At 62.8% G+C, this 25,326-nt stretch carries 22 protein-coding genes; 12 read left to right on the forward strand and 10 right to left on the reverse strand.

Annotated elements, in window-relative coordinates; all coding sequences use genetic code 11:
- The first annotated feature begins 31 nt into the window (after positions 1-31).
- A complete protein-coding gene (locus AC6I6U_RS01960) occupies positions 32-217 on the forward strand; it encodes a hypothetical protein (protein WP_038445250.1) in 186 nt (61 codons plus the stop codon).
- A gap of 735 nt (positions 218-952) precedes the next feature.
- Complete coding sequence (locus AC6I6U_RS01965; protein ID WP_497880402.1) at positions 953-2,461, forward strand: hypothetical protein; 1,509 nt, start codon at positions 953-955, stop codon at positions 2,459-2,461.
- Between the two features lie 72 nt (positions 2,462-2,533).
- Here AC6I6U_RS01965 and AC6I6U_RS01970 read toward each other — a convergent pair whose 3' ends face one another.
- The 4 genes from AC6I6U_RS01970 to AC6I6U_RS01985 form a co-directional block, all read right to left on the reverse strand.
- Positions 2,534-3,652 (reverse strand): ATP-binding protein, encoded by a 1,119-nt coding sequence (locus tag AC6I6U_RS01970; RefSeq protein WP_497880403.1) that lies wholly within the window; start codon positions 3,650-3,652, stop codon positions 2,534-2,536.
- A gap of 118 nt (positions 3,653-3,770) precedes the next feature.
- On the reverse strand, positions 3,771-4,703 hold the full coding sequence (locus AC6I6U_RS01975) for an alpha/beta hydrolase (RefSeq protein WP_497880404.1): 933 nt from the start codon (positions 4,701-4,703) through the stop codon (positions 3,771-3,773).
- Positions 4,704-4,843: 140 nt separating this feature from the next.
- Positions 4,844-6,130 (reverse strand): OprD family porin, encoded by a 1,287-nt coding sequence (locus AC6I6U_RS01980; RefSeq protein ID WP_497880405.1) that lies wholly within the window; start codon positions 6,128-6,130, stop codon positions 4,844-4,846.
- A 291-nt stretch (positions 6,131-6,421) separates the two neighbouring features.
- On the reverse strand, positions 6,422-7,114 hold the full coding sequence (locus AC6I6U_RS01985; RefSeq protein WP_497880406.1) for a DsbA family protein: 693 nt from the start codon (positions 7,112-7,114) through the stop codon (positions 6,422-6,424).
- Positions 7,115-7,364: 250 nt separating this feature from the next.
- On the opposite strand from AC6I6U_RS01985, the gene AC6I6U_RS01990 reads away from it, so the two are divergent.
- Positions 7,365-9,455 (forward strand): TonB-dependent receptor, encoded by a 2,091-nt coding sequence (locus AC6I6U_RS01990; protein WP_497880407.1) that lies wholly within the window; start codon positions 7,365-7,367, stop codon positions 9,453-9,455.
- Positions 9,456-9,517: 62 nt separating this feature from the next.
- Here AC6I6U_RS01990 and AC6I6U_RS01995 read toward each other — a convergent pair whose 3' ends face one another.
- From AC6I6U_RS01995 to AC6I6U_RS02005, 3 genes are all read right to left on the reverse strand, one after another.
- The gene (locus AC6I6U_RS01995) at positions 9,518-9,718 is read right to left on the reverse strand and encodes a hypothetical protein (RefSeq protein ID WP_497880408.1); all 201 of its coding nucleotides are present in this window, start codon (positions 9,716-9,718) and stop codon (positions 9,518-9,520) included.
- 245 nt (positions 9,719-9,963) lie between these two features.
- Positions 9,964-11,070 (reverse strand): agmatine deiminase, encoded by a 1,107-nt coding sequence (gene aguA / locus AC6I6U_RS02000; RefSeq protein ID WP_497880409.1) that lies wholly within the window; start codon positions 11,068-11,070, stop codon positions 9,964-9,966.
- A 146-nt stretch (positions 11,071-11,216) separates the two neighbouring features.
- The gene (locus AC6I6U_RS02005) at positions 11,217-14,129 is read right to left on the reverse strand and encodes an aminotransferase (protein WP_497880410.1); all 2,913 of its coding nucleotides are present in this window, start codon (positions 14,127-14,129) and stop codon (positions 11,217-11,219) included.
- A gap of 185 nt (positions 14,130-14,314) precedes the next feature.
- Here AC6I6U_RS02005 and rfbB point away from each other — a divergent pair, with 185 nt between their 5' ends.
- The 7 genes from rfbB to AC6I6U_RS02040 all read left to right on the forward strand — a co-directional run bounded on the left by rfbB (position 14,315) and on the right by AC6I6U_RS02040 (position 21,444).
- Complete coding sequence (gene rfbB / locus AC6I6U_RS02010) at positions 14,315-15,397, forward strand: dTDP-glucose 4,6-dehydratase (protein WP_497880411.1); 1,083 nt, start codon at positions 14,315-14,317, stop codon at positions 15,395-15,397.
- Positions 15,394-16,269, forward strand: a complete 876-nt coding sequence (gene rfbA / locus AC6I6U_RS02015) for a glucose-1-phosphate thymidylyltransferase RfbA (RefSeq protein WP_497880412.1) — start codon at positions 15,394-15,396, stop codon at positions 16,267-16,269. The genes rfbB and rfbA overlap by 4 nt, the downstream gene beginning before the upstream one ends.
- Entirely contained in the window at positions 16,266-16,811 is a 546-nt protein-coding gene (gene rfbC / locus AC6I6U_RS02020; RefSeq protein WP_497880413.1) for a dTDP-4-dehydrorhamnose 3,5-epimerase, read from the forward strand. The genes rfbA and rfbC overlap by 4 nt, the downstream gene beginning before the upstream one ends.
- Complete coding sequence (gene rfbD / locus AC6I6U_RS02025; RefSeq protein ID WP_497880414.1) at positions 16,808-17,692, forward strand: dTDP-4-dehydrorhamnose reductase; 885 nt, start codon at positions 16,808-16,810, stop codon at positions 17,690-17,692. Before rfbC ends, rfbD begins: the two co-directional genes overlap by 4 nt.
- Before the next feature lie 74 nt (positions 17,693-17,766).
- Complete coding sequence (locus AC6I6U_RS02030) at positions 17,767-19,581, forward strand: sensor histidine kinase (RefSeq protein ID WP_497880415.1); 1,815 nt, start codon at positions 17,767-17,769, stop codon at positions 19,579-19,581.
- Positions 19,578-20,966 carry a sigma-54-dependent transcriptional regulator gene (locus AC6I6U_RS02035; protein WP_497880416.1) on the forward strand — a complete coding sequence of 463 codons (1,389 nt, stop codon included), beginning with the start codon at positions 19,578-19,580 and terminating at the stop codon, positions 20,964-20,966. Before AC6I6U_RS02030 ends, AC6I6U_RS02035 begins: the two co-directional genes overlap by 4 nt.
- A gap of 22 nt (positions 20,967-20,988) precedes the next feature.
- The gene (locus AC6I6U_RS02040) at positions 20,989-21,444 is read left to right on the forward strand and encodes a YiiD C-terminal domain-containing protein (RefSeq protein WP_497880417.1); all 456 of its coding nucleotides are present in this window, start codon (positions 20,989-20,991) and stop codon (positions 21,442-21,444) included.
- A 139-nt stretch (positions 21,445-21,583) separates the two neighbouring features.
- On the opposite strand, the gene cysQ is transcribed toward AC6I6U_RS02040, so the two are convergent.
- The gene (cysQ, locus tag AC6I6U_RS02045) at positions 21,584-22,426 is read right to left on the reverse strand and encodes a 3'(2'),5'-bisphosphate nucleotidase CysQ (protein ID WP_497880418.1); all 843 of its coding nucleotides are present in this window, start codon (positions 22,424-22,426) and stop codon (positions 21,584-21,586) included.
- Positions 22,423-22,989 (reverse strand): ADP compounds hydrolase NudE, encoded by a 567-nt coding sequence (nudE, locus tag AC6I6U_RS02050; RefSeq protein WP_497880419.1) that lies wholly within the window; start codon positions 22,987-22,989, stop codon positions 22,423-22,425. The genes cysQ and nudE overlap by 4 nt, the downstream gene beginning before the upstream one ends.
- An 88-nt stretch (positions 22,990-23,077) precedes the next feature.
- Between nudE and yrfG the strand changes: the two genes are divergently transcribed.
- Positions 23,078-23,740: a GMP/IMP nucleotidase gene (gene yrfG / locus AC6I6U_RS02055; protein WP_497880420.1), complete on the forward strand. Its 663-nt coding sequence runs from the start codon at positions 23,078-23,080 to the stop codon at positions 23,738-23,740.
- 118 nt (positions 23,741-23,858) lie between these two features.
- Here the strand turns inward: yrfG and lysM are convergent, their stop codons facing one another.
- Complete coding sequence (lysM, locus tag AC6I6U_RS02060) at positions 23,859-24,299, reverse strand: peptidoglycan-binding protein LysM (protein ID WP_497880421.1); 441 nt, start codon at positions 24,297-24,299, stop codon at positions 23,859-23,861.
- 138 nt (positions 24,300-24,437) lie between these two features.
- On the opposite strand from lysM, the gene AC6I6U_RS02065 reads away from it, so the two are divergent.
- The gene (locus AC6I6U_RS02065; RefSeq protein ID WP_497880422.1) at positions 24,438-25,325 is read left to right on the forward strand and encodes a LysR family transcriptional regulator; all 888 of its coding nucleotides are present in this window, start codon (positions 24,438-24,440) and stop codon (positions 25,323-25,325) included.
- Position 25,326: the final 1 nt, after the last annotated feature.

Consider the following 25,326-nt stretch of genomic DNA (forward strand, 5'->3'; position numbering starts at 1 on the left):
AAGTACTTCCGGGTTCTCTTGGAGAATCCGTATGACTTTGATTTGCAGACCCTTCATTACCCTCCGCAACGGCAAACGCCTTTTCGCACACGAGGTTGGTAAAACCGCGTTCTGCTTTGAGGTAGATGAAGTTCGGAAGGCGAAGCAACCAGAAGGAGCCGGTGAGCAAGGTACGCTCGACCTGACGGACGACAGCGCACCATCCAAGCCTCACTGATGTAGATAGAAAGCCCGGTAAGCTCAATCGCTTGCCGGGCTTTTTTGCTAAAATTTCTTTAGCACTGTTTTCAGCTTCCGGCCATTTTCCGCCATGGCCGCTTCCCACGCATTTATAGCAGTCAGCTCAAATTGAAAGAGTATCGAGCTTTGCCTTTTACACGAGGTCATGTGCTGTCGCTTACCCTAAGCGGTAGGGTCGTGCCCTCCATCATCCGACTATGAGGGTCTGCGATATCGAAACCTCGAGGCAGTGTAATTCCCTAAGTTCTTGTTTTAGCTTTCCTTGACTCGTTAATCATCAGAGGGGGCGCCTGAGGATAGTTTTAGAGATAGAAGTACGCGCCTATAGAAGTAAAATACTTAAAAATCAATTAGTTGTGAGAATTTTCGACTCCTGGTGCCGCACCATGTTCAAAGCCCCGCAATGCGGGGCTTTGCCGTTTCTGGAGCTTTATTTCGGCGCTTTCAAGAAGCTGAAAGTGTCCTCAAATTGTCCCCTCCTCAAAATCTCAGGCACCGCTCCACGCCGCCGCACAGAAAACAGGTGGATGACCGGCGTGTGGAATAGAAAGAAAATACCCCACCGAGGGTTCCAGCATCTTTCGCCGGCACCGTAAAACGCTTCCCCACCTGACCCACTTCACAGATCTGAATTTCCCCCGCGTCAGCAATTTACTCCCGGCCCCGAAGATGAGAAAAGCTACCCAGCCTTTCCCACGGATACGGACCTCCCATGTCTCGCACAAAGCTGTTCATCAAACTGCCCGTCATTCTGATCGTCGCTGTCGCGCTGTGGTACGCGTGGATCATTCTCAGCGCCAAGCTCGAATGGGGCGGTGGCAGCCCGGACCAGCAGACACTGGGTGCCGTGCAAGACATCCGGCAACGCGCGATGACCCAGTTCTGCACCGGTGTGGTCGTCACGCCACAAGGCACCTGGTTGGTCGGCCGCGTGGAGACAGACGCCAAGGCTTTGAAACCTGCCGCCGACGTAGTGGACCTGGATGCCGTGCTTTACGGCAAACCGACAGAGGACAAGGATCAGGAATCGGAAGAATCCGGTACCTTCTCCAGCTTCCTCTCCCCGCGCCAGAAGGAAACCACCTTCATTTCGCGCCTGAATGATCAGGGCCGATTCGAGCTGGTGGCCCATATCACCGACCCCGCCTGCCTAGTGGCCAGCCCGGATGGCAAACGGGTATTCCTGCTGAGTGGCCTTGATCGCCCAGAAACCGACACACCACCGGTCGATGACAAGCCACAGGTGCTGTTTGCCGGCACGCAGAGCGCGGCCTTTCGTACCGACGACCAGGGCAGGCATTGGAACTGGCTGCCCAAGGGGTTCTTCTCCGAGGCCGATCACATCGCCTGGAACCTGAAGCCGTACTTCCACGGCCAGGACGAGATCTGGGCCTGGAGTTCACCGAGCCAGGAATCCCGGGGCTACGGCAACGACCCCGACGCGATCTCCACCGGGGTCTTCTACTCGGCCGATGGCGGCGCAACCGACACCGAAATCCTCGCATCCCAATCGCTGCTGGTGACGCAGGAGTATGCCCAGGGCAAGCGACCGGACGTGACCGAGTGGTACAAGGAATCCAGCGATACTGGCGACGTCCAGACCCACGTCACGCAGCTGGACGCGCAACACGCGCTTATCTGGGTTTCGCAGCGGTTCTGGGGACGCAATCCGGGCGATGGGGACCGTAACCTGTCGGTCAGCATCACGACCCGCGCCCAGCTCAAGCGAGACGCCAGCCAGTGGCAGGTGGAGTCCATACAACGTGAGGACGGGCTGTTCATCGACGCGGTGGTGGATAACGGCAGCGGCCGGGTCATGGGCCTGATCGACCAGGGCGGGCAAGGGCAGGACATGGTTGGCGAACTGGACACCGCCAAGCTGGCCTGGCACGTCGTTGGCGAGCTGCCCAGTGTGTTCGGTCCACTGGGATCCCACAGCCAACTGCGCGAGGGGCATTTCTGGATGGGCCAGAACAGCCTGCTGATCAACACCTCCAGCAACTACCATCCGCCGCGCTGGCTGTACTGGTGGTCGAAAGCCACTATCTCCGCAGACGGCGTATTCTACTCCACTGACTGGGGGCGCTCCTGGCAGCGCCTGGCGGTTGACGGTTACCTGGGCATCCTCGGCTTTCAGGAAACACAGGACCGAGTGTTCTGGGCCAAGGGCAACTGGTACGACAGCCGTGACCTGGGGGTTTATTCGTACGGGTTACATTAGAGATTGAATGAAGGGGGCAACCATGATCATGTCGTGGGCTGTCCCCTGACTATTGACCGCCACCCCCTTCGATCAGTCCGCGTCCAGTCCACTATAGAGCCCACGCAGATAGCTCTCCAACGCCTGCTCCTCAATAGTCCATTGGCCATGCCCAAGGTTGGCAACCAGATCCCGTTTGCGCATCCGCTCCAACCCGGTTTGAACTTGTTGGGTGCTAGGCACCTGACCACTCGGTAACTCATCAGCCAGGGAACGCCGGTACTCGTCGGCATACAGCGATGCTCCGGTGACAATGCCCCTGAGCAGCAATTGATCCAGTGGTGGCAAATCCTGTAGCAAAGTGGTGAATTGCCCTTCATCCACCATCCCGGCCCAAACAATCCTGTCGGCCTCCTTGACGCAGATGTGTTGGGTCAAGCTGATTGTGAACAAGGTGCGCAGGTAGTGAGGAGTCATGCCTCGGGCTACGTAAAGGCGATAAGCCTGTTCCACTTCCCAATGCGAACCCGTCGTTTCCCGATAAAGTCGACCGAAATGCTCCGAAAACTCCCGCCCCAGATCAGGAAAGCTCAATTGTGAACCAAACTGATAGAAGGGTGCCTTGCTACGCCGGAACATGCTCGTCAGACCGTCCTGGGATGAGCCGGTAAACACTGCAAAAACACTACCCTGACTAGTCGTCAGCAAGGACCGAAGCGTGGCGGTAAAATTCTCAAACGCCGGGCGCGTGGCCAAGTGCTGTACCTCATCGACTATGAGCAATGCCTTACCCTTGCCCGCAATCCTGAAACGCTCGAACAACTCATGGATCGAGGGAATCCCGGCCTCGGTCAATTCGGCCTCGGCAGAAGCAGAATCCATTCCCAGGCCGACTTTCATGCCCTTGAGCGAGCGCTTCGGCCTGGCCCACCAGGTTTCAATCCGGGTCAGCAGGCTGGTCTCATGCAGAGCCTTGGCGAGGGCGGCACAGATCACTCGTTCAGGGTCTTCCTTGTTGGACCATAGATCCGCATAGGCCACGACAAAGCCCTGCGACTCTGCCATCGGCGCAAGATCTCTCAGCAGGAACTGTGTCTTACCCTTGCGACGTGGCGCAAAGAGGGTCGTGGCCTGCTGAAGCTGGTTCTCGAAACCCATCAATATCTGCTGGGCGAGAGCTGCGCGCGGAAAGTAAAGACGGTCGGGAGTCATGAATATGTCAATTTATTCAAAAAAACATAATTATGATTATTGGCATATTTATTCATATTGCAAGGTCGCAAATGTTACCGCTTCTGCCCAGAAGGGGTTCCCATAAGCAGGCCCTGCCTCAACGATTAACCGTGCTTTTCCCTGCGAGATCACCGGCTGCCGTCGACGGAAACCCGGCAAAGGCCTGGCGCAGTGCTTTGGCATATTCACGGTTGCCGAGAATCATGCTGTTGATATGGTTGCCGCCCTTGATCAGCAACAGGTGCTTGGGTTGCGCGGCGGCCTCGTACAACGCCTTGCTGAAGCGCGACGGCACGTAGGGGTCGTCGGTACCGTGGACGATCAGCACGGGGATGCCGATCTGGCTGATCTTGTCGATGGAGTCGAACTTCTCCGAGAGAATCCAGCGCACGGGCAACGAAGTCGGGATTGCCGCCCCGGCCGCGTCGCCCAGGTCGGTAAAGGTCGACTCGATGATCAGCCCCGCCGCCTTGGCGGACTGCTTGTCACCGGCCAGGCGCTCGGCCAGGTCGACCGCCACCGCGCCGCCCAGGGAGTGACCGTAGATGTAGCGCTTGCGGGCATCCGGCTGCAACTGCACGAGCCGCTTCCAGGCATTGCCGGCATCCTGGTAGACGCTGCGCTCGGACGGCAGCTCGCCAGGGCTGTCGCCGAAGCCGCGATAGTCGATGGCCAGCACCGAGAAGCCCAGGTCGCGCAGTTGGGTGATCCGCCCGACCTGGGCTGTCAGGTTCCAGCGAGTGCCATGCAGGTAGAGGATGGTCGGGGCATCGGCGCGGCTCGATGGCCACCACCAGGCGTGCAGGTAGTCGTTGCCTGCCAGGGCGTCGCTGACCGGGATCCGCATTTCCCGCACGCCACTGGGCAGCCCGTTGAACCAGCCCGCCGTGCCCGGCTGGATGTTGAACAGCAACTGGCGCTCCTTGTAGGCCAGCCGCGAACAGCCATAGGGCAAGCCAACGGCGATGAACAGCGCCAGCAACCCCAGAGACAACCAGCGGCGACGGGCGATAAAGGTTCTGACGGTCATGGCGCCCGGTTCTCGGCTCAGGGAAGGCATCGGCTAACAGGGCCACAGATTACCCGCAACCGGCACAAACAAAAACGCCCCGAACCAGTCGGGGCGTTTGTTCAACCTGGGATCAGGTTGCTACAGCGTTGTCGCCGCGATCAGAACACGTTGATCGGGTAGTCGACGAATACACGGACTTCGTTGCCGCTGACGTTGTATTCGCTGGACTTCTGCGACACGCGCAGGATCGAGCTACGTACCTTCACGCTCAGGTCCTTGGCCGGGCCGCTCTGGACCACGTACTTGAACTGGTTGAAGATTTCGCGCTCGGTACCACCGGTGCTGGTGGAGGTGGTGATGTTGTCACCACGGACGTAGGCGAAGTTGTAGCTCAGGCCCGGTACGCCGAAGGTACCGAAGTCCAGGCCGTAGCCCAGCTGCCAGGAGCGCTCGTCCGAGCCGTTGAAGTCGGACCAGTAGGAGTTGGCCAGGTAGATGGAGTTGCCGCCATCACCCACGCGACCCTGGCCACGCTGGTAGCCGCCGTACGGGTAGCCCAGCAGGCTGTCGCCGGTGCTGCGCTGGTGCGCGATGGTGAAGGAGTGGGCACCCAGGGCGTAGGTGGCTGCCAGGCTCCAGATCTTGTTGTCGCGACCGTCGGCGCCGGCATCAGCCGCGTAGTCCTTGTCCAGCTTGGTACGGTAGCCGTTGAAGTCCAGGGTCAGGGACTGATCCTGGGCAACCGGGAATACGTAGTTCAGGTTCACGTACTGCTTCTTCAGCACGTCTTCAACGTCGGAAGCGTACAGGGCCGCCTTGAAGTTGTCGGTGAACTGATAGCTGCCGCCCAGCACGTTGATGCTTTTCAGGCCGCCGCTGTCACGACCTTCGTCGCTCTTGCGCGATTCGGCGGTGAAACGACCGGCGTTCAGCTCCAGGCCCTTGATCTCCTTGGAGGTGATCAGGGTACCGGTGTAGCTTTCCGGCAGCAGGCGGACGTTGTCATAGCTCAGCACCGGCAGGGCTGGCATCTGGTCGCCGTAGGTCAGTACGGTGTTGGACAGACGGAATTTCACCGCGGCACCGGCCTTGGCCAGGTCGCGATCAGGCGAACCCTTGTTGTCCTTGGCGAAGAAGTCGATGCCCTGGGCACCGGTAGTGCCCTTGCCGCCGTCCAGACGCAGGCCGTACAGGCCGAAGGCGTCAACGCCGACACCGATGGTGCCCTGGGTGAAACCGGACTTGAAGGTACCGATGGCAGCCTGGCCCCACTCGGCCTTGTCAGGGTTGCCGTCCTTGTAGTCGCGGTTGATATAGGCGTTGCGCAGCAGCACGTTCAGGTGGCTGTCTTCAACGAAACCCTTGGCGTCCGATTGCTCGCTTGCCATGGCCTGGGTGGCGCTGAGAATGCCCAGTGCGAGCAGACCGATCCGTTTGTTCAACATGTTGTTTTCCTTATAGCTGGATAAAACGCCCTGCAGCTCCCGAGCTGAACCTGTGTGTTGGGATTTTTCACGCAGAAAAAAAGAAGGCCCGCCTGCAGGTGAATGCAGCGGGCCTCTTATTATTTTGGGTATATGGCTTATAGCCACAGGCGTGCCGCGAATCCTATCCGCGACACGACTAAAGTGTCAATTTCGTGAATCATCGGCAATTAGACAAGTATTTTTGGTCAACCTCGAAAAATGGCATATCAGCCAGCGTCACGGCAGTTTTGCAGTAACGACATCGACGACTCAGTCAGCACAACCCTGCAGCCCGCAGGCCGGGCCTGAAGGAGTGCCAGCCACTGGCCCGGTCGACTCGCGCAACCATTGCGCGAAAACTTCAGGCTTGCCCAAGTAAGGGCCGATATCGATCAGGCTGAAGCGCCCATCACGTTCCAGTACCAGGGTCGGAAAGCCTTGCCCGCCGACCCGGGACAACAAGGCCCGGCTGCGCTTGAAGTGCTCGACCGCCACCGCGCCACTGTTGCGCTCGAAGGCGGACTTGAAGGCTGGCGGCTCGAAACCCAGTTCGACTGCCAACTCCAGCAACACCTCGGCATCGGCGATTCGCCGTCCCTCCAGATAATGCGCGGTCTGCAATCTGCCGAGCAGTTCAAGCCCACGCCCGGCCAGTTCCTCGGCCGCCAGCACGGCGCTCGTCGGCGGTGCGGAATCGAACACCGCCGAACTGTCGCGCAGCAACCCCTCGAAGTAAGCCTGACCAAACGGCTGGCCGGTGTACTCGGCAATACGCCGGTCGTGGGGCATGACGTAGTCCCGCAGGTTCGGGCTGACGAACTGCCGATTGTTCCCGGCCATCATGCCGCCGCCATGCAGGGCCATCGGCAGCACCTGGCTGGCAGCCTGCACAAGTGGCTTGGCGCCATAGCACCAGCCACACAACGGATCGTAGATGTAATGAAGGGTCGCGGGAGCGGTCATGGCGGTCTCCAGGGAAGTCGTCAACAAGCAGTGCCTACAGGTTAGCGCCGGGCAGCTGTTCGAAAAACGCCGATATGGCGGCTGGTTTGTTGCGGAAATCGGTCATATTCGAGAAATGTAACAACTCAGACATATTTAGATACAAACCAGCCAGCCGCGCTATTGGTAATTGTTATCAATTAGAAATAATACTCGATACCATTCGCGCGCTTTTCCAACCCCCTTACACCCTCACGGATACATCCCCGTCATGCCTGCCCCTTATCGCCTGGCGCCCGTCACTTTCGGGCTTTGCGTTCTGCTGTCCGCCGGATTCACACAAGCCACGACCACCCTGCCGGAATTGTCGATCAACGCCGATGCCGACCCGGACGATCCCCGCGTCAAGGATGTCAGCACCGCGACCCGCACCGCCACGCCGGTGCGCTACGTTCCCCAGGCCATCGACTCGCTGAAGACCGCGAACGTGCTCGACTACGGCACCAATGACCTGGGCAAGGCGCTGAGCGGCATCCCCAACGTCAGCAGCGGCGCGGACACCCGTTTCGACAGCTTGCGAATCCGTGGTTTCGACGCCAGCAACGACTTCTATCTGGATGGCATCCGTGACGACAGCCAGTACGTGCGCGACCTGCACAATATCGAGCGCATCGAGGTGCTCAAGGGCCCCGCCGCAGTCCTTTACGGCCGTGGCAGCCAGGGCGGGATCGTCAACCGGGTCAGCAAGCTGCCGCAGTTCGGCCGCCGTTCCACGGTCGAGGTGCAGGGTGGCAGCGACGACCTGCGCAGCCTCTACACCGACCTCAGCGTCGATCCCACGCAGGACCTCAGCCTGCGCCTGAACATGGGCAACCAGGACAGCAACAGCTTCCGCGACGGCGTCAGCGGCAACCGCCAGCTGTTCGCCCCGTCGATGAGCTGGCAATTGACCCCGGATCTGAACTGGCTGGTGCAGTACGAATACAGTCGCTACAACCGCACGCCGGACCGCGGCATACCGGGGATCAACGGGCGGCCGGCCGATGTCGGTCGCGATACCAGTTACGGCGACCCACGGGACTACATCGACGACAAGGCGCAGTCGCTGCGCTCGAAGCTCACCTACGCGCTGAACGACAACTGGCAACTGCGCCACACCCTTGGGGTGTTCAAGCTCAACAGCGATTTCGACAATACCTACCTGACGGGTTATACCCCGGCGACCCGCCAGGTCACGCGCCAGCGTTGGCAGCAGGACCTCAACACCCGAAATATCTATAGCAACCTGGAAGCCGAAGGCAGCGTCGACACCTTCGGCCTCGAGCACCGCCTGCTGACCGGGCTGGAGCTGGGCAGCCAGCGCCGCGATCCGAAACTCTACACTTCGCTGGCCTCCGGCACTGGCAGCCAGGCGGTGCCGGCATTGGATCTGTTCAAGCCCAATCACCACCTCAGCCATAACGGGCGCATGACGCTCTCCAGCGACAACCACACCGAAGTCGAAAGCCGCGCGCTTTACGTCCAGGACCAACTGCGCCTGAACGACCAATGGCAATTGCTCGCCGGCCTGCGCCACGATCGTTTCGAGGTCGAGACCACCAACAACCGGACCCACGTCACGGACAGCCGCGACAGCCACAGCACCAGCCCGCGCCTCGGCGCGGTCTGGACGCCATGGCAGGACCACTCGTTCTACGCGTCCTGGAGCAAGAGCTTCTCGCCGGTGGGCGGTGGCCTGATCGGCATCACCCCGAACGCCCCCGGCAACGGCAACGACCTGAGCCCCGAGCGCACTCGCCAGAAGGAAGTTGGGGTGAAAAGCGACTGGCTCGGTGAGCACCTGAGCACCACCCTGGCGGTGTATGAGCTGGAGCTCTATAACCGCCGTACCCGAGACCTGCTGAAACCCGAGATCACGCTGCTCACTGGCCTGCAGCGCTCGCGTGGCGTCGAGTTGACCGGCACCGGCCGCATCGTCGGCAATTGGTACCTGCGCGGCGGCATCGGCCTCCAGGACGCCACCGTCGTCAAGGACAACAACGGCTTCGAGGGCAAGCGCGTCAGCAACGTCGCCAAGCGCAACGGCAGCCTGTTCCTGACCTGGAAACCGGAGATGGGCTGGTACGCCGAAACCGGCCTGACCCTGGTCGGCGATCGTTACGCCGACAACGCCAACACCGTGGTGCTGCCAGGCTATGGCACCTGGGACGCCCTGGCCGGGTTCCGCACCCGCGACTGGGACCTGCGCGCCGCGTTGAACAACATCAGCGACCGCACCTACTACGCCTCGGCCACCAGTGCCTTCCAGATCCAGCCAGGGGCTCCGCGCAGCCTGGTGGTGACGGGCAGCTACAGTTTCTAAGGCGCAAAAAAAACGCCGCTGGCCGGATCGCTCCGGGCAGCGGCGTTTTCCTTTAAATCCATTTAACCCTGCAAAACCCCAAGCAAGGCATCCAGTTCAGCGTCGCTGAACAGCCCTGCGGGGTAGCGGTCGATAATCATCCGACGAGGATCCTGAGCACGGGTTGCACGCGTTCCATTGCTTTTCAACCACTGAGCCAGAATTTGAAGCGACTCGCTCGTCACCGACAGGGGATGCGAAACTCGCTCGCTGGCTACGTTCATCTCGACGCTCTCCTGGTTCATGAGCGGCTAAGTTACTCAAGGTTTATGACAAAACGTCGTAGTCCGAAGACCCTTCGTCTGTACTCCAGGCAGATACAAGAGCTATGCCAAAGTGCCAGCTCTGAGCACCAGCACCCATAAAAAAACCCGCACCCCATAAGGGCTGCGGGTTGGATGAAGAAAATTTCACAATGATGCAAAAGTGCCACTATCCAGGGCGGTGACAGCCGATGTTACAGCCCCACTCAACCCTGCCGTGGCGCGGGTTGCTGTTGGGTAAGACAGTGGATATTTCCGCCGCCCAGTAACAACTCCCGTCCTGGCACCATCACCACTTCATGTTGCGGGAACAGCTTCTGCAGGATCTCCCGGGCGACAGCGTCCTGCGGGTCGTCGAAGCTCGGTGCGATGATCCCGCCATTGACGATCAGGAAGTTCACATAGGAACCGGCCAGGCGCACCGAAGGGTTGCGCTCCTGGCTACCGGCCACGGCATCGACCCCCGCACACTCTTCCTCGGTGGCGTACAGAGGCCCCGGAATCGGCATCTTGTGCACCACAAAGGCGCGCCCCTTGGCATCACGACTGTTCTCCAGGACCTTCACGGCCGCCTGGCAACGTGGGTAGTTCGGGTCTTGCGGATCGTCGGTCCAGGCCAGCAGGACTTCGCCCGGACGCACGTAGCAACAGAAGTTATCCACATGGCCATCGGTTTCGTCGTTGAACAGGCCGTCCGGCAGCCAGATCACCTTTTCCACCGCCAAATGCTCGCCGAGGATCTGCTCGATCTCTTCGCGGCCCAGATGCGGGTTGCGATTGCGATTGAGCAGGCACTCCTCGGTGGTGATCACCGTGCCCTCGCCATCGACATGGATCGAACCACCTTCGAGCACGAAGCCTTCGGTACGGTATTCCTCGCAGCGCTCGATCTCGAGGATCTTGCCACCCACCTGCTCGTCGCGGTTCCAGGGGAAGTACAGGCCGCCGTCGAAGCCGCCCCAGGCATTGAAGCCCCAGTGCACGCCACGGACTTCGCCCTGGTCGTTGATGACGAAGGTCGGCCCGCTGTCGCGAACCCAGGCGTCGTCACTGGACATTTCCACCAGGCGGATATTCGGCACGTCCAGGCGCGCCCGGGCATTTTCATACTGGCCGGCGGAAACCGCGACCGTCACCGGCTCGAACCGGGCGATCGCCTTGGCCACAGCAGCGTGGGCCGCTTGTGCCGGCTTGCCGCCCAGGCGCCAGTTGTCCGGGCGCTCGGGCCAGATCATCCAGACCTGGGTCTGGGGCGCCCATTCGGCGGGCATGTGGAAGCCGTCGGCGCGAGGGGTGCTGTGCAGGATGCTCATGGGGATCAGGACTCCAGGGAACCGTCGAGGATTTTCAGGGCATGTAATGCCGACTTTATAGCCGATAAAAATCGGCCTTCAAAGCTAAAAAATTATAAATGGCCTTTTGGTAGACGAAATTTACCGATAACAATCGGTTTTAAACATCACAGCCCTTCATCCAGTACCTTCGACAGCATGTCGACGAAGAAATCCACGCTGCGACGCGTGGTGCACATCGGTGGCTTGATCTTGAGGATGTTCAGATGGTCGCCAGTCGGCTGCATGAAGATTCCCAGCTCGCGCAACCGATCACACAACAGCGCGGTTTCTTCGGTGGCCGGCTCCAGGGTTTCGCGGTCACGGATCAGTTCCGCCCCGAGGTAGAAGCCCGAGCCGTGCACCGCGCCTACCAGCGGATGGCGGTCGATCAGCGCCTCCAGGCGTTCCTTGAAATAGCCGCCAACGACCTGGGCATTCTCCCAGAGCTTTTCTTCGGCCATCACTTCCAGCACGGCCATGCCGATCCGGCAACTGACCGGGCTGCCGCCCGACGACGAGAAGAAGTAGCCCTCGGCCTCCAGTGCCTCGGCGATCTCCCGACGGGTGATCACCGCCCCCAGCGGCTGGCCGTTGCCCATGCCCTTGGCCATGGTGATGATGTCCGGCACCACGCCCTGCTCCTCGAAGCCCCAGAAATACTTGCCCATACGCCCGTAGCCGACCTGCACCTCGTCGGCGATACACACGCCGCCCTGGGCCCGCACCAGCGCATAGACCTGCTGCAGGTAGCCCGGTGGCAGGGCGATCCCCCCGGCATTGCCATACACCGGCTCACAGATGAACCCCGCCAACTGGCGGTTCTTGTCGGCCAGCTTGAGCAACTGCTGCTCGACGCTGCGCACATAGTCCGGCGCGCTGTCACTGCCACGAAACGCCCCACGATAGGTATTCGGCGCGGTCACCGGGTGCACCCAGTCGGGGCGGCTTTCCAGGGCCTTGGGGTTGTCGGCGATGGAGGTCGAGACCGCATCCGCCGCCACCGACCAGCCGTGATAGGCCTCCAGCACGCTGAGCATGTCGCGCCCGCCGCTGTAGGCCCAGGCCAGGCGGATCGCCAGGTCATTCGCCTCGGTGCCGCTGTTGACCAGGAACACCCGGTCCATGGAGTCCGGCGCCAGCTCCAGCAGTCGCTCGGAGAACTCGGTGACGGCGGCGTAGTGGAAGCGCGAGTTGGTATTGACCAGCGACCACTGCCGCACCGCCTCGGCGGCCATCCGTGGGTGCCCATGGCCCAGCACCGCGACATTGTTGAGCATGTCCAGGTAGGAGCGACCCTGCATGTCGATCAGGTGGTTGCGCCAGCCGCGCTCGATACGCGGCGGGTCGACGTAGTAGTGCTTCTGCGTGCGGGCAAAACTGGCGTCGCGGCGGGCCAGCAGCTCGGTTGCGTCCAGCTCCGGCTCGGCGTCGCAGGCCAGCCCCAGCAGGGCCGCTGGCGATGGGCAGAGCGCCTGCCAGGCGGCAGCACGCGAGGGTGTGCAGAACAGCGGCGCCTCCAGCTCGGCCTGTCGGCACAACTGGACCCGCAACGCACCGCCCGCCTCGCCCAGCACCTGCCCCTTGACCACTGCGGCCCCCGGTTTGACGGAGGCTTCGACGCCCCACAGTCGCAGACTCAGCGGTGTGCCCGACAGTTGCCAGGCACCGTCGCCGAGGGCATGCAGGGTACCGGCGAACGGCGCTTCCACAGTCGTACCAGCCGGGACCTGCAGGTCGACATGCAACGGGCAGGTATCCGGCTCCACCGCGCTGTCGGGGCGCGTACGCGACAGGCGGTACTGCCCGTAGCGGCTGGCTGCCAGGCCGTGCAGCGCGGCAGCTTCGGCCAGCAGGCGCTGGTCGATACCGTCCTGTTCCCAGTTGCCGGCCTCGAAATGCGGGCTGAGCACACCCAGGTCGATCAGTGCGAATTCACGCCCGACCAGCCCTGGCAGCAATGGCGCGAAACCCTCGCTGGCGATCGCGTCCAAGGGCTGGTCGAGGGCGGTGAGGATCGCCGCTTCCATCAACTCGAAGGGCACCGAGGTCGCCACCTCGAAAATCTCCCACTCATGGGCCAGGTTGTCGCGGCTGTAGTGGTTGTCCGGATCGATACCGACCTGCTGCTCGCCACTGAGTACCAGCACCGCCGCCCGGGAGACAATCAGCGGCCACAAGGCGAGCAATTCCTCGCGTTGCAGCGGATTGACCGCGTGGTAGGCCTGGACCGCCGGCAAGATCACGAAGGGATCACCTTCGGCATGGTGCAGCAGGGCCGCGCAGGTCACCGACAGGTCGGCGATCCGCCAGGTGCGGCTCAGGTCGCCGAAATCGATCACACCCTGCAACTGCCAGTGCCGCTGCGCATCGCGGCGCCAGACCACGTTGTCATCGGTGATATCCAGGTGAATGGCCTGGACCGGCAGCTTGTCCTCCAGCGGTTGCAAGCGACGAGCGGCCTTGGCCGTAGCAGCGCGAATGACGGCCTGCCGTTGCGGATCGTGGATCACCGGTAGCAGGTGTTCGATCAGCGCCCCTGCGTGCCGTGGGTCCCACTGCAGGGTGCGCTCCAGGCCAGGATGCTGGAAATCCGCCAGCGCCCGGTCCATTTCGCCGCAGAGGCGCCCCAGGCCGGCCACCAGCTCACGACCGAGGTGCTTGAGGTGGGTCAACGGCTGGCCTTCGATGTATTCCAGCAGGCGCACATGCAACGGTTGGCCGCCCAGCTCGATGGAGAGCAGGTCCTGGCCATTGTTGGCGGCAATCACCCGCGGCACCCGCAGGCCGTCGCAGCCAGCCAGGTGCGCCAGGCCAGCGTGCTGGGCCTGCAATTCTAGGCTGGCGTAGTCGCCATGGCAGATTTTCAGAACGAATCGACCCTTGTCGCTGTCGACCCTGTAGTTGAGGTCCTGTTGGCTGCCCAGCGCCTGCAGGGTTCCAGAGAGCCCGTAATGCGCCTCAAGCAGTTGCAGTGCCGAAGACATCGAGACATTCGGGCTCGGCAGACTGGCACGGCGGATCAACGTAGCGAGCAACATGGAGCGACTCCCTGGAGTTTTTATCGGGTGTCTATATCGCCACCGGCGCCGTCAATACGCAAGTACGAAGTAAAGTAGGAAGCGTCGGCACCGATACAGGAGCAGTCGCACTTGCACCGCTGCCTGCCTACCCACAAGCTATGCTGCATCAATTGAATGCCCGTCTAAGGAAAAGGCACACCGACATGCGAATTCTAGTCACCGGCGGCGCCGGCTTTATCGGCTCCGCCCTGATTCGGCACCTGATCCGCAACACTGAACACGAGGTCCTCAACCTCGACAAACTGACCTATGCCGGTAACCTCGAGTCGCTGAGCAGTATCGCGACCGATACCCGCTATGAATTCGTCCAGGCCGATATCGTCGACCAGGCCACTGTCAGTGCGCTGCTGGCACGTTTCCAGCCTCACGCGATCATGCACCTGGCGGCGGAATCCCACGTAGACCGCTCCATCGACGGCCCGTCGGATTTCATCCAGACCAATATCGTCGGCACCTACAGCCTGCTGGAAGCCGCTCGCGGCTACTGGTCGAAGCTGGCCGAGCCAGAGAAAAGCGCCTTTCGCTTCCACCACATTTCCACCGACGAAGTGTACGGCGACCTGCATGGCGTCGACGACCTCTTCACCGAAACCACCCCGTATGCCCCAAGCTCGCCGTACTCGGCAAGCAAGGCTGCGTCCGACCACCTGGTCCGCGCCTGGCATCGCACCTATGGCCTGCCGGTGCTACTGACCAACTGCTCGAACAACTACGGTCCCTTCCATTTCCCGGAAAAGCTGATCCCGCTGGTGATCCTCAATGCCCTGGCCGGCAAGCCGCTGCCGGTGTACGGCGACGGCCAGCAGGTTCGCGACTGGCTGTTCGTCGAGGACCATGCCCGCGCCCTGTTCAAGGTGGTCACCGACGGTGTGGTGGGCGAGACCTACAACATCGGCGGCCATAACGAGCAGAAGAACATCGAGGTGGTGCGCGGCATCTGCGCCCTGCTGGAAGAGCTGGCTCCGGCCCGCCCGGCTGGCGTGGCACGCTTTGCCGACCTGATCACTTTCGTCAAGGACCGTCCGGGCCACGACCTGCGCTACGCCATCGACGCCGGCAAGATCGAGCGCGAACTGGGCTGGAAACCGCAAGAGACCTTCGAAAGCGGCCTGCGCAAGACCGTGCAGTGGTACCTGGAAAACCTCGAATGGTGCCGCCGGGTCCAGGATGGCAGCTACCAGGGCGAACGCCTGGGTTCCCTCGATCACAAGGAGTTGTTGGCATGATGAAAGGTATCGTCCTGGCCGGGGGCTCCGGCACGCGCCTGCACCCGATCACCCTCGGGGTTTCCAAGCAACTGCTGCCGATCTACGACAAGCCGATGATCTATTACCCGATCTCGGTGCTGATGCTGGCCGGCATCCGTGAAATCCTGATCATTTCCACACCGCAGGACCTGCCGCAGTATCGCAATCTGCTGGGTGACGGTAGCCAGTTCGGCGTGCACTTCAGCTATGCCGAACAGCCATCCCCGGACGGCCTGGCCCAGGCATTCCTGATTGGCGAGGAGTTCATCGGTGAAGATCCGGTGTGCCTGATCCTCGGCGACAACATCTTCCATGGACAGTCCTTCAGCACCCAGTTGCAGAGAGCCTCCCGCCAGGCAAAAGGTGCAACGGTCTTCGGCTACTGGGTCAAGGACCCGGAGCGCTTCGGAGTGATCGACTTCGACGACGAGGGCCGGGCCCTCTCCATCGAGGAAAAACCCGCCAAGCCGAAATCCAGCTATGCGGTCACCGGGCTGTATTTCTACGACAACGACGTCATTGAAATCGCCAAGGCGGTTAAGCCGTCGCCACGCGGCGAGCTGGAAATCACCGACGTCAACAACGCCTATCTCAAGCGCGGCGACCTGCGGGTCGAGCGCTTCGGTCGTGGTTTTGCCTGGCTCGATACCGGCACCCACGACAGCCTGCTGGAAGCCTCGCAGTACGTACAGACCATTGAGCACCGCCAGGGCCTGAAAGTCGCCTGCCTGGAAGAAATCGCCTACCAGAATGGCTGGATCGATCGCGAACATCTGCTCGAGCGTGCCAAATACTTCGGCAAGACCGGCTATGGCCAGTACCTGTTCACCCTCGCTGGAGAGAAACGATGAAGGCCACGCCGACGCGACTGCCAGGCGTACTGATCCTCGAACCCAAGGTGTTTGGCGACGAACGTGGTTTTTTCTACGAAAGCTTCAATGCACGGGCCTTTCATGAAGCCACCGGGCTGGATCTCGACTTCGTGCAGGACAACCATTCGCGCTCGCAGAAAGGCGTCCTGCGCGGCCTGCACTACCAGATGGAAAACACCCAGGGCAAACTGGTGCGGGTGATCGCCGGTGAGGTTCTCGACGTGGCCGTCGACATCCGCCGCAGCTCGGCGCATTTCGGCCAATGGGTCGGCGTGCGCCTCTCTGCCGAGAACCATCGCCAGCTGTGGGTACCCGAAGGCTTCGCCCACGGTTTCGTGGTGCTCAGCGACCACGCCGAGTTCCTCTACAAGACCACCGACTACTACACCCCCAGCGCCGAACGTACCATTCGCTGGGACGACCCGAGCCTGGCCATCGACTGGGAATTCGAAGGGGTTCCACAGCTCTCGGCCAAGGATCAGAACGGTAAATCCCTGCACGAGGCCGATCTGTTCGAATGAGCACATCCTCCCTGAAAATCCTCATCAACGGCCAGAACGGCCAGGTGTCCCGGGAGCTGCGCAAGCGCCTGGGCGACCTGGGGCAGTTGTTCGTCCTGGGCCGCGACCAACTCGACCTGGCGCATCCCGAACAGATCCGCCAACAGGTCCGCGCCCACCGCCCGGACCTGATCATCAACGCGGCGGCCCACACCGCCGTCGACCAGGCCGAGTCAGAACCGGACCTGGCGTTCGCGATCAACGCGACGGCGCCCGGCATCCTGGCCCAGGAAGCCGCCGACCTGGGGATCCCGCTGATCCACTACTCCACCGACTACGTGTTCGATGGCAGCAAGGCCGAGCCCTACACCGAGGACGATGAAACCAACCCGCTGAGCGTCTACGGCCGCAGCAAGCTGACCGGCGAGCGGGCCATTGCCGCGGCTCACGACCAGCACCTGATCCTGCGCACCAGTTGGGTCTACTCCAGTCATGGGCGCAACTTCCTGCTGACCATGCAACGGCTGCTGCAGGAGAAACCGGAACTGCGCGTGGTTGCCGACCAGGTCGGCTCACCGACCTGGGCCGGAACCATCGCCAACAGCACTCGCGCCCTGATCGAGCGCTGGCAGGCCGGCCAGGCCGGCGCCTGGGGCACCTATCACCTGACCGCCAGCGGCGAAACCTCATGGTTCGGCTTCGCCCAGGCGATCGGCGAACAACTGCTGGCCCTGAACAAGCCTTGCGCGATCCTCGAAGCCATCCCATCGAGCGCCTACCCGACGCCCGCCACCCGTCCGCTGAACTCGCGCCTGGATTGCAGCCGCCTGTCGCGCGAATGGCAGGTGAGCCAGCCGGATTGGCACACGGCCTTGCGCGAATGCCTGGCCGAACAGGGCTGAGACCGGCGAAACAGCATTTATTGATTACGCGCCCTCCCCCATAATGCGCCGGACACCACCGGCGCATGCTCTCGATGATCACAACCCCACCCATTCCCCGCAGACCCCGCTGGCGCAGCCTGGCCCTGCTGTTTCTCTGCCTGGCGCCCCTGCTGTGGCCCCTGGAGCATCTGGCCGAGCGTTACTACCGCAGCGAGCTGGTGAGCCAGAACCGCCAGACCCTCGACCTCTACGTCGCCAACCTGCTGGGAACCCTGCACCGCTACGAAGTCCTGCCGCAGATCCTCGGCGACCTGCCGGCCCTGCGCGCCGTGCTCGCCGAACCGGAGCAGGGCCTGCGCCTGGCAAACGCCAACAGCCTGCTGCGTGACATCTGCAACCAGACCGGCGCTGAAGTCATGTACCTGATGGACACCAGCGGCAAGACGCTCGCCGCCTCCAACTGGGACAAGCACGACAGCTTCGTCGGTCGCAATTTCGCCTTCCGCCCCTATTTCAGCGAAGCCATGGCCGGTCGTCTCGGACGCTTCTTCGGCCTTGGCACCACGTCGGGCAAGCGTGGCTACTTCTTCGCCGCAGCGGTACACGACGGTGACAAGGTCATCGGCGCGCTGGTGGTCAAGGTCGACCTGGACCACACCGAAAGCCTCTGGGGCAAGACCCCCGAACAGTTGCTGGTCACCGACCACAACGGCGTGGTGATCCTGACCTCGCGAGCGGACTGGCGCTTTCGCGCAACCCGCTCGCTGAACGGCACCGAACGTGACGCCATCACCGCCATCCAGCCCTACCCGACGCGTAACCCGCAACCGCTGGAGATCAGCCCCAAGGCCTGGCTGACCCAGACCCAGCAGATCGACGAGACCGGCTGGAGCGTCAGCATCCTCGCCCCGCGGACGCTGATCGACCGCCCGGTGCGCACCGTGGTCGCGATCGGCGGCGCCACCTTGCTGGTGCTGATGCTGCTGCTCGGCCTGATGATGCAACGCCGGCGTCACTACCTGGAACGGATCGCCTTCGAGGCCAAGGCTCGCCGCGAGCTGGAAATGCGCGTGGCCGAGCGGACCAGCGACCTGGAAGGCCTCAACCGCCGACTCAAGCAGGAAGTGCTGGAGCGCGAGCACGCCCAGCAGGAACTGGTCCGCGCCCAGGACGACCTGGTCCAGGCGGGCAAGCTTTCGGCCCTGGGCACCATGTCGGCGAGCATCAGCCACGAACTCAACCAGCCGTTGGCGGCGATTCGCAGCTACGCGGAAAACGCCGAGGTGCTGCTCGACCACCAGCGTACCGACGACGCCCGCGGCAACCTCAAGCTGATCAGCGAACTGACCGGCCGCATGGCCTCGATCATCGCCCACCTGCGCGCCTTCGCCCGCCGCGACCGGCATGCCCCGGAAAGCGTCGCCCTGCAGCCGGCACTCGATGACGCGCTGGCGCTGTTGGCCAAGCGTCGGCGGGCAATGGAAGTCGAACTGATCCGCGACCTGCCGGCCGCCGCACTGTGGGTCGAGGCCGGAGAAACCCGGCTGCGCCAGGTACTCGGCAACCTGCTGGCGAACGCCCTCGACGCCCTCACCGAAAAAGCCCCGCCGCGCAAACTCTGGCTGAGCGCCCAGGAATCGCCAGAGGGCGTGACCCTGACGATTCGCGACAACGGCCCAGGCTTCTGCCTCGAAGCTCTGGGGCGCGCCGGGGAGCCGTTCTACACCACCAAGACGCGCACCCAGGGCCTTGGCCTGGGCCTGGCCATCTGTGATTCGCTGATGCGCGCCTTCGGTGGCGAACTGCTGTTCGCCAATCACCGCGAAGGCGGCGCCCTGATCACCCTGCGGATGCGCGCCGGCGCTCCCGGGGTCGCCCTGCAACCGGCCGAGGACTCGATGGTATGAATATCGACCACCAGATCCAGGTGGTGCTGATCGACGACGATCCCCACCTGCGCCAGGCCCTGAGCCAGACGCTGGATCTCGCCGGCCTGAAAATCCTGCCGCTGGCCGAGGCCCGTGGCCTGGCCGGACGTATCGAGCGCGACTGGCCGGGCGTGGTCGTCAGCGATATCCGCATGCCCGGCATGGACGGCATCGAACTGCTCAACGAACTGCATGCCCAGGACCCGGAACTGCCGGTGTTGCTGATCACCGGCCACGGCGACGTGCCGCTGGCGGTCCAGGCGATGCGCGCCGGCGCCTATGATTTTCTGGAAAAACCCTTCGCCAGCGACGCCCTGCTCGACAGCGTGCGCCGCGCCCTGGCGGTGCGCCGCCTGGTGCTGGACAACCGCAGCCTGCGCCTGGCACTGAGCGATCGCCAGCAACTGGCGACCCGCCTGCTCGGCCATTCGCCACAGATGCAACGCCTGCGCGAACAGATCGGCGCCCTCGCGGCGACCAAGGCCGACGTGCTGATCCTCGGCGAAACCGGTGCCGGCAAGGAGGTGGTGGCCCGTGCCCTGCACGACCTGTCGGGCCGTCGCAACGGTCCGTTCGTGGCGATCAACGCCGGTGCCCTGGCCGAGTCGGTGGTGGAGAGCGAACTGTTCGGCCACGAACCGGGCGCCTTCACCGGCGCGCAGAAACGCCGGATCGGCAAGTTCGAATTCGCCAACGGCGGCACGCTGTTCCTCGATGAAATCGAAAGCATGAGCCTGGACGTGCAGGTCAAGCTGCTGCGTCTGCTGCAGGAACGGGTGGTCGAGCGCCTGGGCGGCAATCAGCAGATCCCGCTGGATATCCGTGTCATCGCCGCGACCAAGGAAGACCTGCGCCAGTCCGCCGACCAGGGCCGCTTCCGCGCCGACCTGTACTACCGGTTGAATGTCGCGCCGTTGCGCATTCCACCGCTGCGCGAACGGGGTGAAGATGCATTGATGCTGTTCCAGCATTTCGCCGACGAAGCCAGCGGCCGCCATGGCCTGCCGCCCCACAGCCTGCAACCGGCGCAACGGGCGCTGCTGTTGCGCCACGGCTGGCCGGGCAACGTCCGCGAGCTGCAAAACGCCGCCGAACGCTTCGCCCTCGGCCTGGAACTGGCGCTGGACAACGGCACCTCGGAAAACCTCGACGCACAGATCGCAGGCGGCAGCGGCGGGTTGAGCGAACAAGTCGAGCACTTCGAGAAGTCGCTGATCGCCGCCGAACTGGCGCGCTCCCACAGTTCCTTGCGCAGCCTGGCCGAAGCGCTGGGCATTCCGCGCAAAACGCTGCACGACAAGCTGCGCAAGCACGGGCTGAGCTTCGACAGCGGCAGCCACAGTGGCGGCGAAGAGCTTGAATGAATCACATCACTGAGGTCACTGCATGAGTCGCGACAGCCACTACCTGGAATCCATCCTGCACCACGACATCCCCCTGACACGCGAGATGGGACTCAAGGTTGGCGGCTGGGAGGCCGGGCAACTGCGCCTGTGGCTGCCGCTGGAGCGCAACGTCAACCACAAGAGCACCATGTTCGGCGGCAGCCTGTACTGCGGCGCGGTGCTGGCCGGCTGGGGCTGGCTGCACCTGAGCCTGCGCGAGGCGGGTATCGATGACGGGCATATCGTCATCCAGGAAGGCCGGATCAGCTACCCGCTGCCGGTCACTGGCGATGCCGAGGCACGCTGCGCGGCGCCGGAGGAGAAAGTCTGGAAAAAATTCCTGGCCACCTACCAGCGTTACGGCCGGGCGCGGCTGACGCTGGAAACCCAGGTGATGAACGCCGGCAGCGACGACGAAGCCGTACACTTCAGCGGCCAGTACGTGCTGCACCGCTGAACCCCATACCAGCACCGCGTCCCCTGTAGGAGCCGGGCTTGCCCGCGAACCGCCACCGGCGGCCATTCAAAAAATTCCGGATGGCCGCCGATGACGCTTCGCGGCGGTTCGGCACCCCGACAAGCCCGACGCCTACAGATCAGGCTTGCGTCAGTTTCGGCAACTGCGCCCGCCACGGTGCCTGTTCGGGCAAGGCCAGGAAAAACGGATTGAGCAACGACTCACGCGGCGGGTAGCTGAAGCGCTCGCCACTCAACTCCAGCACCTCCCCACCAGCGCCTTCCAGCACACCCTGGGCCGCGGCCGTGTCCCACTGCGAGGTCGGCGCCAGGCGCGGGTAGAAATCCGCCGCACCCTCGGCCAGCAGGCAGAACTTCAGGGAGCTGCCGATATTCGCCAGCTCCAGCTCGCCCAGGCTCGCACTCAACCCGGACAGCAACTGCTCCTGCTCGGGGCTGGAATGCCGACGGCTGGCCACCACCGTGAACGCCTTGCCAACTGGCGGTTGTGTACGCACCCGAATCGGCTCAGGCGGCAAACCAGCGTCCGCGCGCCAGGCACCCAGGCCTGCGCCGCCGAAATAGCTGCGGCCACTGGTCGGCATCGACACCACGCCGAAGACCACCCGGCCCTGCTCGACCAGGGCGATGTTCACAGTGAACTCTTCACTGCCGGAAATGAACTCCTTGGTGCCATCGAGCGGGTCCACCAGCCACCAGCGCTGCCAGCCGGCACGCACACCCTGGGGAATATCGGCGTCTTCCTCGGACAGCACCGGAATATCCGGCGCCAAGGCCGTCAGGCCGGCCACGATCAGGTGATGGGCCGCCAGGTCGGCCGCCGTCACCGGCGAGGCGTCGGCCTTGTCCATCACTTCGACATCAGCGCGCCAGAACGGCAGGATCGCCTCGCCAGCCTGGCGCGCCAGCTCGATCACCGGGGCCAGGAACGGATGGGGCAAATTCACGAACGCATCACTCATGGTTGAAACACTCCACGCTGGGTCAACAGATCACGGGCCAGGTACAACGCCGCCAGCGCGCGTCCCTCGGTGAATTGCGGGTTCTGCGCCAAGCCGGACAACTCGCGCAGGTTCACTCGGTCGACCCGCATCGGCTCGGGCTCATCACCCTCAAGACGTTCTTCATACAAGTCGCTGGCCAGGACCACCTGGATCTTCTGGCTCATGTAGCCCGGCGACAACGACAACTCGGTCAGGTGCTCCAATTGCCGGGCACCAAAACCGGCCTCTTCCTTCAATTCCCGCTCGGCCGCCGCCAGCACGTCTTCGCCCGGCTCGATCAGGCCCTTGGGCAAGGACAGCTCGTACTCATCGGTACCACCGCAATACTCCTCGACCAGCACCGCATGCTCGGCGTCGAGCATCGCCACGATCATCACCGCACCGTAGCCCGTGCCCTTGCCCACCAGCCGCTCGTAGGTGCGCTCGACACCGTTGGAGAAACGCAACTGGAGCTGTTCAACCCGGAACAGACGGCTGCTGGCGACGATTTCACGGGCAAGTACGGTAGGTTTCTGGCGCATGGCGGCTCCTGGGCGTTAACGGGTTACTATACCGTGGCTTTTCCGATTGTCTGTGTCGGATATCCTTTTACCGGTCGAGAAGTTTCCCATGCCCTCATTACCCTGGCGCGACATCGATACCGTTCTGCTGGACATGGACGGCACCCTGCTCGACCTGCATTACGACAATCACTTCTGGATGGAACACCTGCCCCGGCGTTATGCCGAGCTGCACGGCGTCAGCCTGGGCATGGCGGAGGCGGAGCTAGGCGCGCTGTTTCGGGACAATGCCGGCCAGTTGCAATGGTACTGCCTGGACTTCTGGAGCCAGGAGCTCAAGCTGCCGGTGCGTGAACTGAAACTGGAGACCGCCCACCTGATCGCCCTGCGCCCGGATGCCGACACCTTCCTGGCAGCGATCCGCCAAGCGGGCAAGCGGGTGATCCTGATCACCAACGCCCATCGCGATTCACTGTCACTGAAGCTGGAGCGGATCGAACTGGCGCCCTACTTCGAACGCCTGATCAGTTCCCATGACTATGGTTTCGCCAAGGAGTCGCCGCAGTTCTGGGACGCGCTGCAGGCCGATATCGGCTTCGACCCGGCGCGCAGCCTGTTCATCGACGACACTCTGCCGATCCTGCGCAGTGCCCGACGCTTCGGCGTGGCGCATCTGCTGGCAGTGAGCGAGCCGGACAGCCGCAAGGGCCCAAAGGACACCGAAGAGTTCGCCGCGGTGGGCGACTACCGCGAATTGATCACTGACTTGTAGGAGCCGGGCTTGCCCGCGAACCGCCACCGGCGGCCATTCAAAACGGTTCCGGATGACCGCCTATGGCGGTTCGCGGCGGTTCGGCGCCCCGACAAGCCCGGCTCCTACAACGGCGGGGTTACTCGGGAATACGCAGCGTCTGCCCCGGATAGATCCGATCCGGGCTCGACAACATTGGCTGGTTGGCCTTGAAGATCTTGTCGTACAGGTTGGCGTTGCCATAGACCGCCTTGGAGATCGCACTCAGGGTGTCACCCGGCTTCACCACGACAAATCGCGCCGCCTCGAGCGCCGGCCCGCTGACGCTGATTCGGTCATCGACGCTGCCGACACCGGCGATATTGCCCAGCGCCAACAATATCTTTTCCTTCTCCTCCTGGCTGGCCGCCGTTCCCGTCACCGTGACCTTGTCGCCCTCCACCGTGGCCTGGACATTCGGATTGCCCAACCCGACCTTGGCGATATGCTCCTTGAGTTGCTCGCCAGCGTTGGCATTGCCCGGGGTCAGCAAGTCGAGCAGTTTCTCTCCGGCCTCTTTCACGAAGCTCAAGATACTCATGGTTGTTTCTCCTCGATGGGTGATATCCAGACGCGAACCACTGGACCGGGCACGTCTGCGACAGGTTCCGGACAGACCCATGACTCAGCGTAGCCCAACCGCGCTAGAATCCGGGGCTGAACCGCGCGTGGAGCGACGATGGACATCAAACAGCTGAAATTCCTGATTGCCCTGGACGAAACGCGACACTTCGGCCAGGCGGCGGCACGCTGCCACATCACCCAGCCGACGCTGTCCATGCGCCTGCGCAGCCTGGAGGAAGAGCTCGACCTGCAACTGGTCAACCGTGGCCAACGCTTCGAAGGTTTCACCGCCCCCGGCGAGCGGGTGCTGGCCTGGGCCCGCACCGTACTGGCCGCCTACGACGGGCTGCAGGCCGAGGCCGCCGCCTGCCGCGGCAACCTGATCGGCACCCTGCGCCTGGGCGTGGTACCGCTGTCGAACTTCGACCCGCTGCACCTGATGCAACGCCTGCACGCCGAGCACCCGGACCTGCGCTTCGAACTGTCGTCCCTCAGCTCCGAACAGATCCTCGAACAACTGGCAAGCAATCGTCTCGATCTCGGCGTGTCCTACCTGGATCGCCTGGACACCGAGCGCTTCGACGCCCTGCCCCTGAGCGAGACCGCCATGGGCCTGCTCTACGACCAGCGTTTCTTCCAGTTCGGCGAACAGCCGCTGAGCTGGGAAGCACTGATCGAACTTCCCCTGGGCATGCTCACCAGCGGCATGCATTTTCGCCAGTCCATCGACCACAACTTCCACAGCCGCGGCCTGAACCCACAGCCGCTGCTGCAGACCGACGCCGTTCATCAGTTGCTGCAGGCCGTGAATGGCGGCCTGTGCTGCGCGATCATGCCGTTGAACAGCGGCCTCGAAACCCTGACCGACCACCTGAGCCTGCAACCTATCGAAAATGCCCGGACCCTGGCCAACCTGGGCCTGATCATGCGCCGTGGAGCACCGCGTTCGGCCCTGGCCGAAGCCTGTTTCGCGCTCTATCAAAAATCGCCGGCCGGACATTGAT

This window comes from Pseudomonas sp. UTLPPB19802 (assembly GCF_059730225.1).

Bases quoted from the DNA above. Each gene is read 5' to 3' on its own strand.
- AC6I6U_RS01965 (WP_497880402.1), top strand. From the start codon at position 953: ATGTCTCGCACAAAGCTGTTCATCAAACTGCCCGTCATTCTGATCGTC.
- AC6I6U_RS01975 (WP_497880404.1), bottom strand. From the start codon at position 4,703: ATGACCGTCAGAACCTTTATCGCCCGTCGCCGCTGGTTGTCTCTGGGG.
- AC6I6U_RS02030 (WP_497880415.1), top strand. From the start codon at position 17,767: ATGATCACAACCCCACCCATTCCCCGCAGACCCCGCTGGCGCAGCCTG.
- nudE (WP_497880419.1), bottom strand. From the start codon at position 22,989: ATGCGCCAGAAACCTACCGTACTTGCCCGTGAAATCGTCGCCAGCAGC.
- aguA (WP_497880409.1), bottom strand. From the start codon at position 11,070: ATGAGCATCCTGCACAGCACCCCTCGCGCCGACGGCTTCCACATGCCC.
- yrfG (WP_497880420.1), top strand. From the start codon at position 23,078: ATGCCCTCATTACCCTGGCGCGACATCGATACCGTTCTGCTGGACATG.
- AC6I6U_RS01990 (WP_497880407.1), top strand. From the start codon at position 7,365: ATGCCTGCCCCTTATCGCCTGGCGCCCGTCACTTTCGGGCTTTGCGTT.
- rfbA (WP_497880412.1), top strand. From the start codon at position 15,394: ATGATGAAAGGTATCGTCCTGGCCGGGGGCTCCGGCACGCGCCTGCAC.
- lysM (WP_497880421.1), bottom strand. From the start codon at position 24,299: ATGAGTATCTTGAGCTTCGTGAAAGAGGCCGGAGAGAAACTGCTCGAC.
- rfbB (WP_497880411.1), top strand. From the start codon at position 14,315: ATGCGAATTCTAGTCACCGGCGGCGCCGGCTTTATCGGCTCCGCCCTG.
- cysQ (WP_497880418.1), bottom strand. From the start codon at position 22,426: ATGAGTGATGCGTTCGTGAATTTGCCCCATCCGTTCCTGGCCCCGGTG.
- rfbC (WP_497880413.1), top strand. From the start codon at position 16,266: ATGAAGGCCACGCCGACGCGACTGCCAGGCGTACTGATCCTCGAACCC.
- AC6I6U_RS01985 (WP_497880406.1), bottom strand. From the start codon at position 7,114: ATGACCGCTCCCGCGACCCTTCATTACATCTACGATCCGTTGTGTGGC.
- AC6I6U_RS02035 (WP_497880416.1), top strand. From the start codon at position 19,578: ATGAATATCGACCACCAGATCCAGGTGGTGCTGATCGACGACGATCCC.
- AC6I6U_RS01995 (WP_497880408.1), bottom strand. From the start codon at position 9,718: ATGAACGTAGCCAGCGAGCGAGTTTCGCATCCCCTGTCGGTGACGAGC.
- AC6I6U_RS01970 (WP_497880403.1), bottom strand. From the start codon at position 3,652: ATGACTCCCGACCGTCTTTACTTTCCGCGCGCAGCTCTCGCCCAGCAG.
- rfbD (WP_497880414.1), top strand. From the start codon at position 16,808: ATGAGCACATCCTCCCTGAAAATCCTCATCAACGGCCAGAACGGCCAG.
- AC6I6U_RS01980 (WP_497880405.1), bottom strand. From the start codon at position 6,130: ATGTTGAACAAACGGATCGGTCTGCTCGCACTGGGCATTCTCAGCGCC.
- AC6I6U_RS02040 (WP_497880417.1), top strand. From the start codon at position 20,989: ATGAGTCGCGACAGCCACTACCTGGAATCCATCCTGCACCACGACATC.
- AC6I6U_RS02005 (WP_497880410.1), bottom strand. From the start codon at position 14,129: ATGTTGCTCGCTACGTTGATCCGCCGTGCCAGTCTGCCGAGCCCGAAT.
- AC6I6U_RS02065 (WP_497880422.1), top strand. From the start codon at position 24,438: ATGGACATCAAACAGCTGAAATTCCTGATTGCCCTGGACGAAACGCGA.
- AC6I6U_RS01960 (WP_038445250.1), top strand. From the start codon at position 32: ATGACTTTGATTTGCAGACCCTTCATTACCCTCCGCAACGGCAAACGC.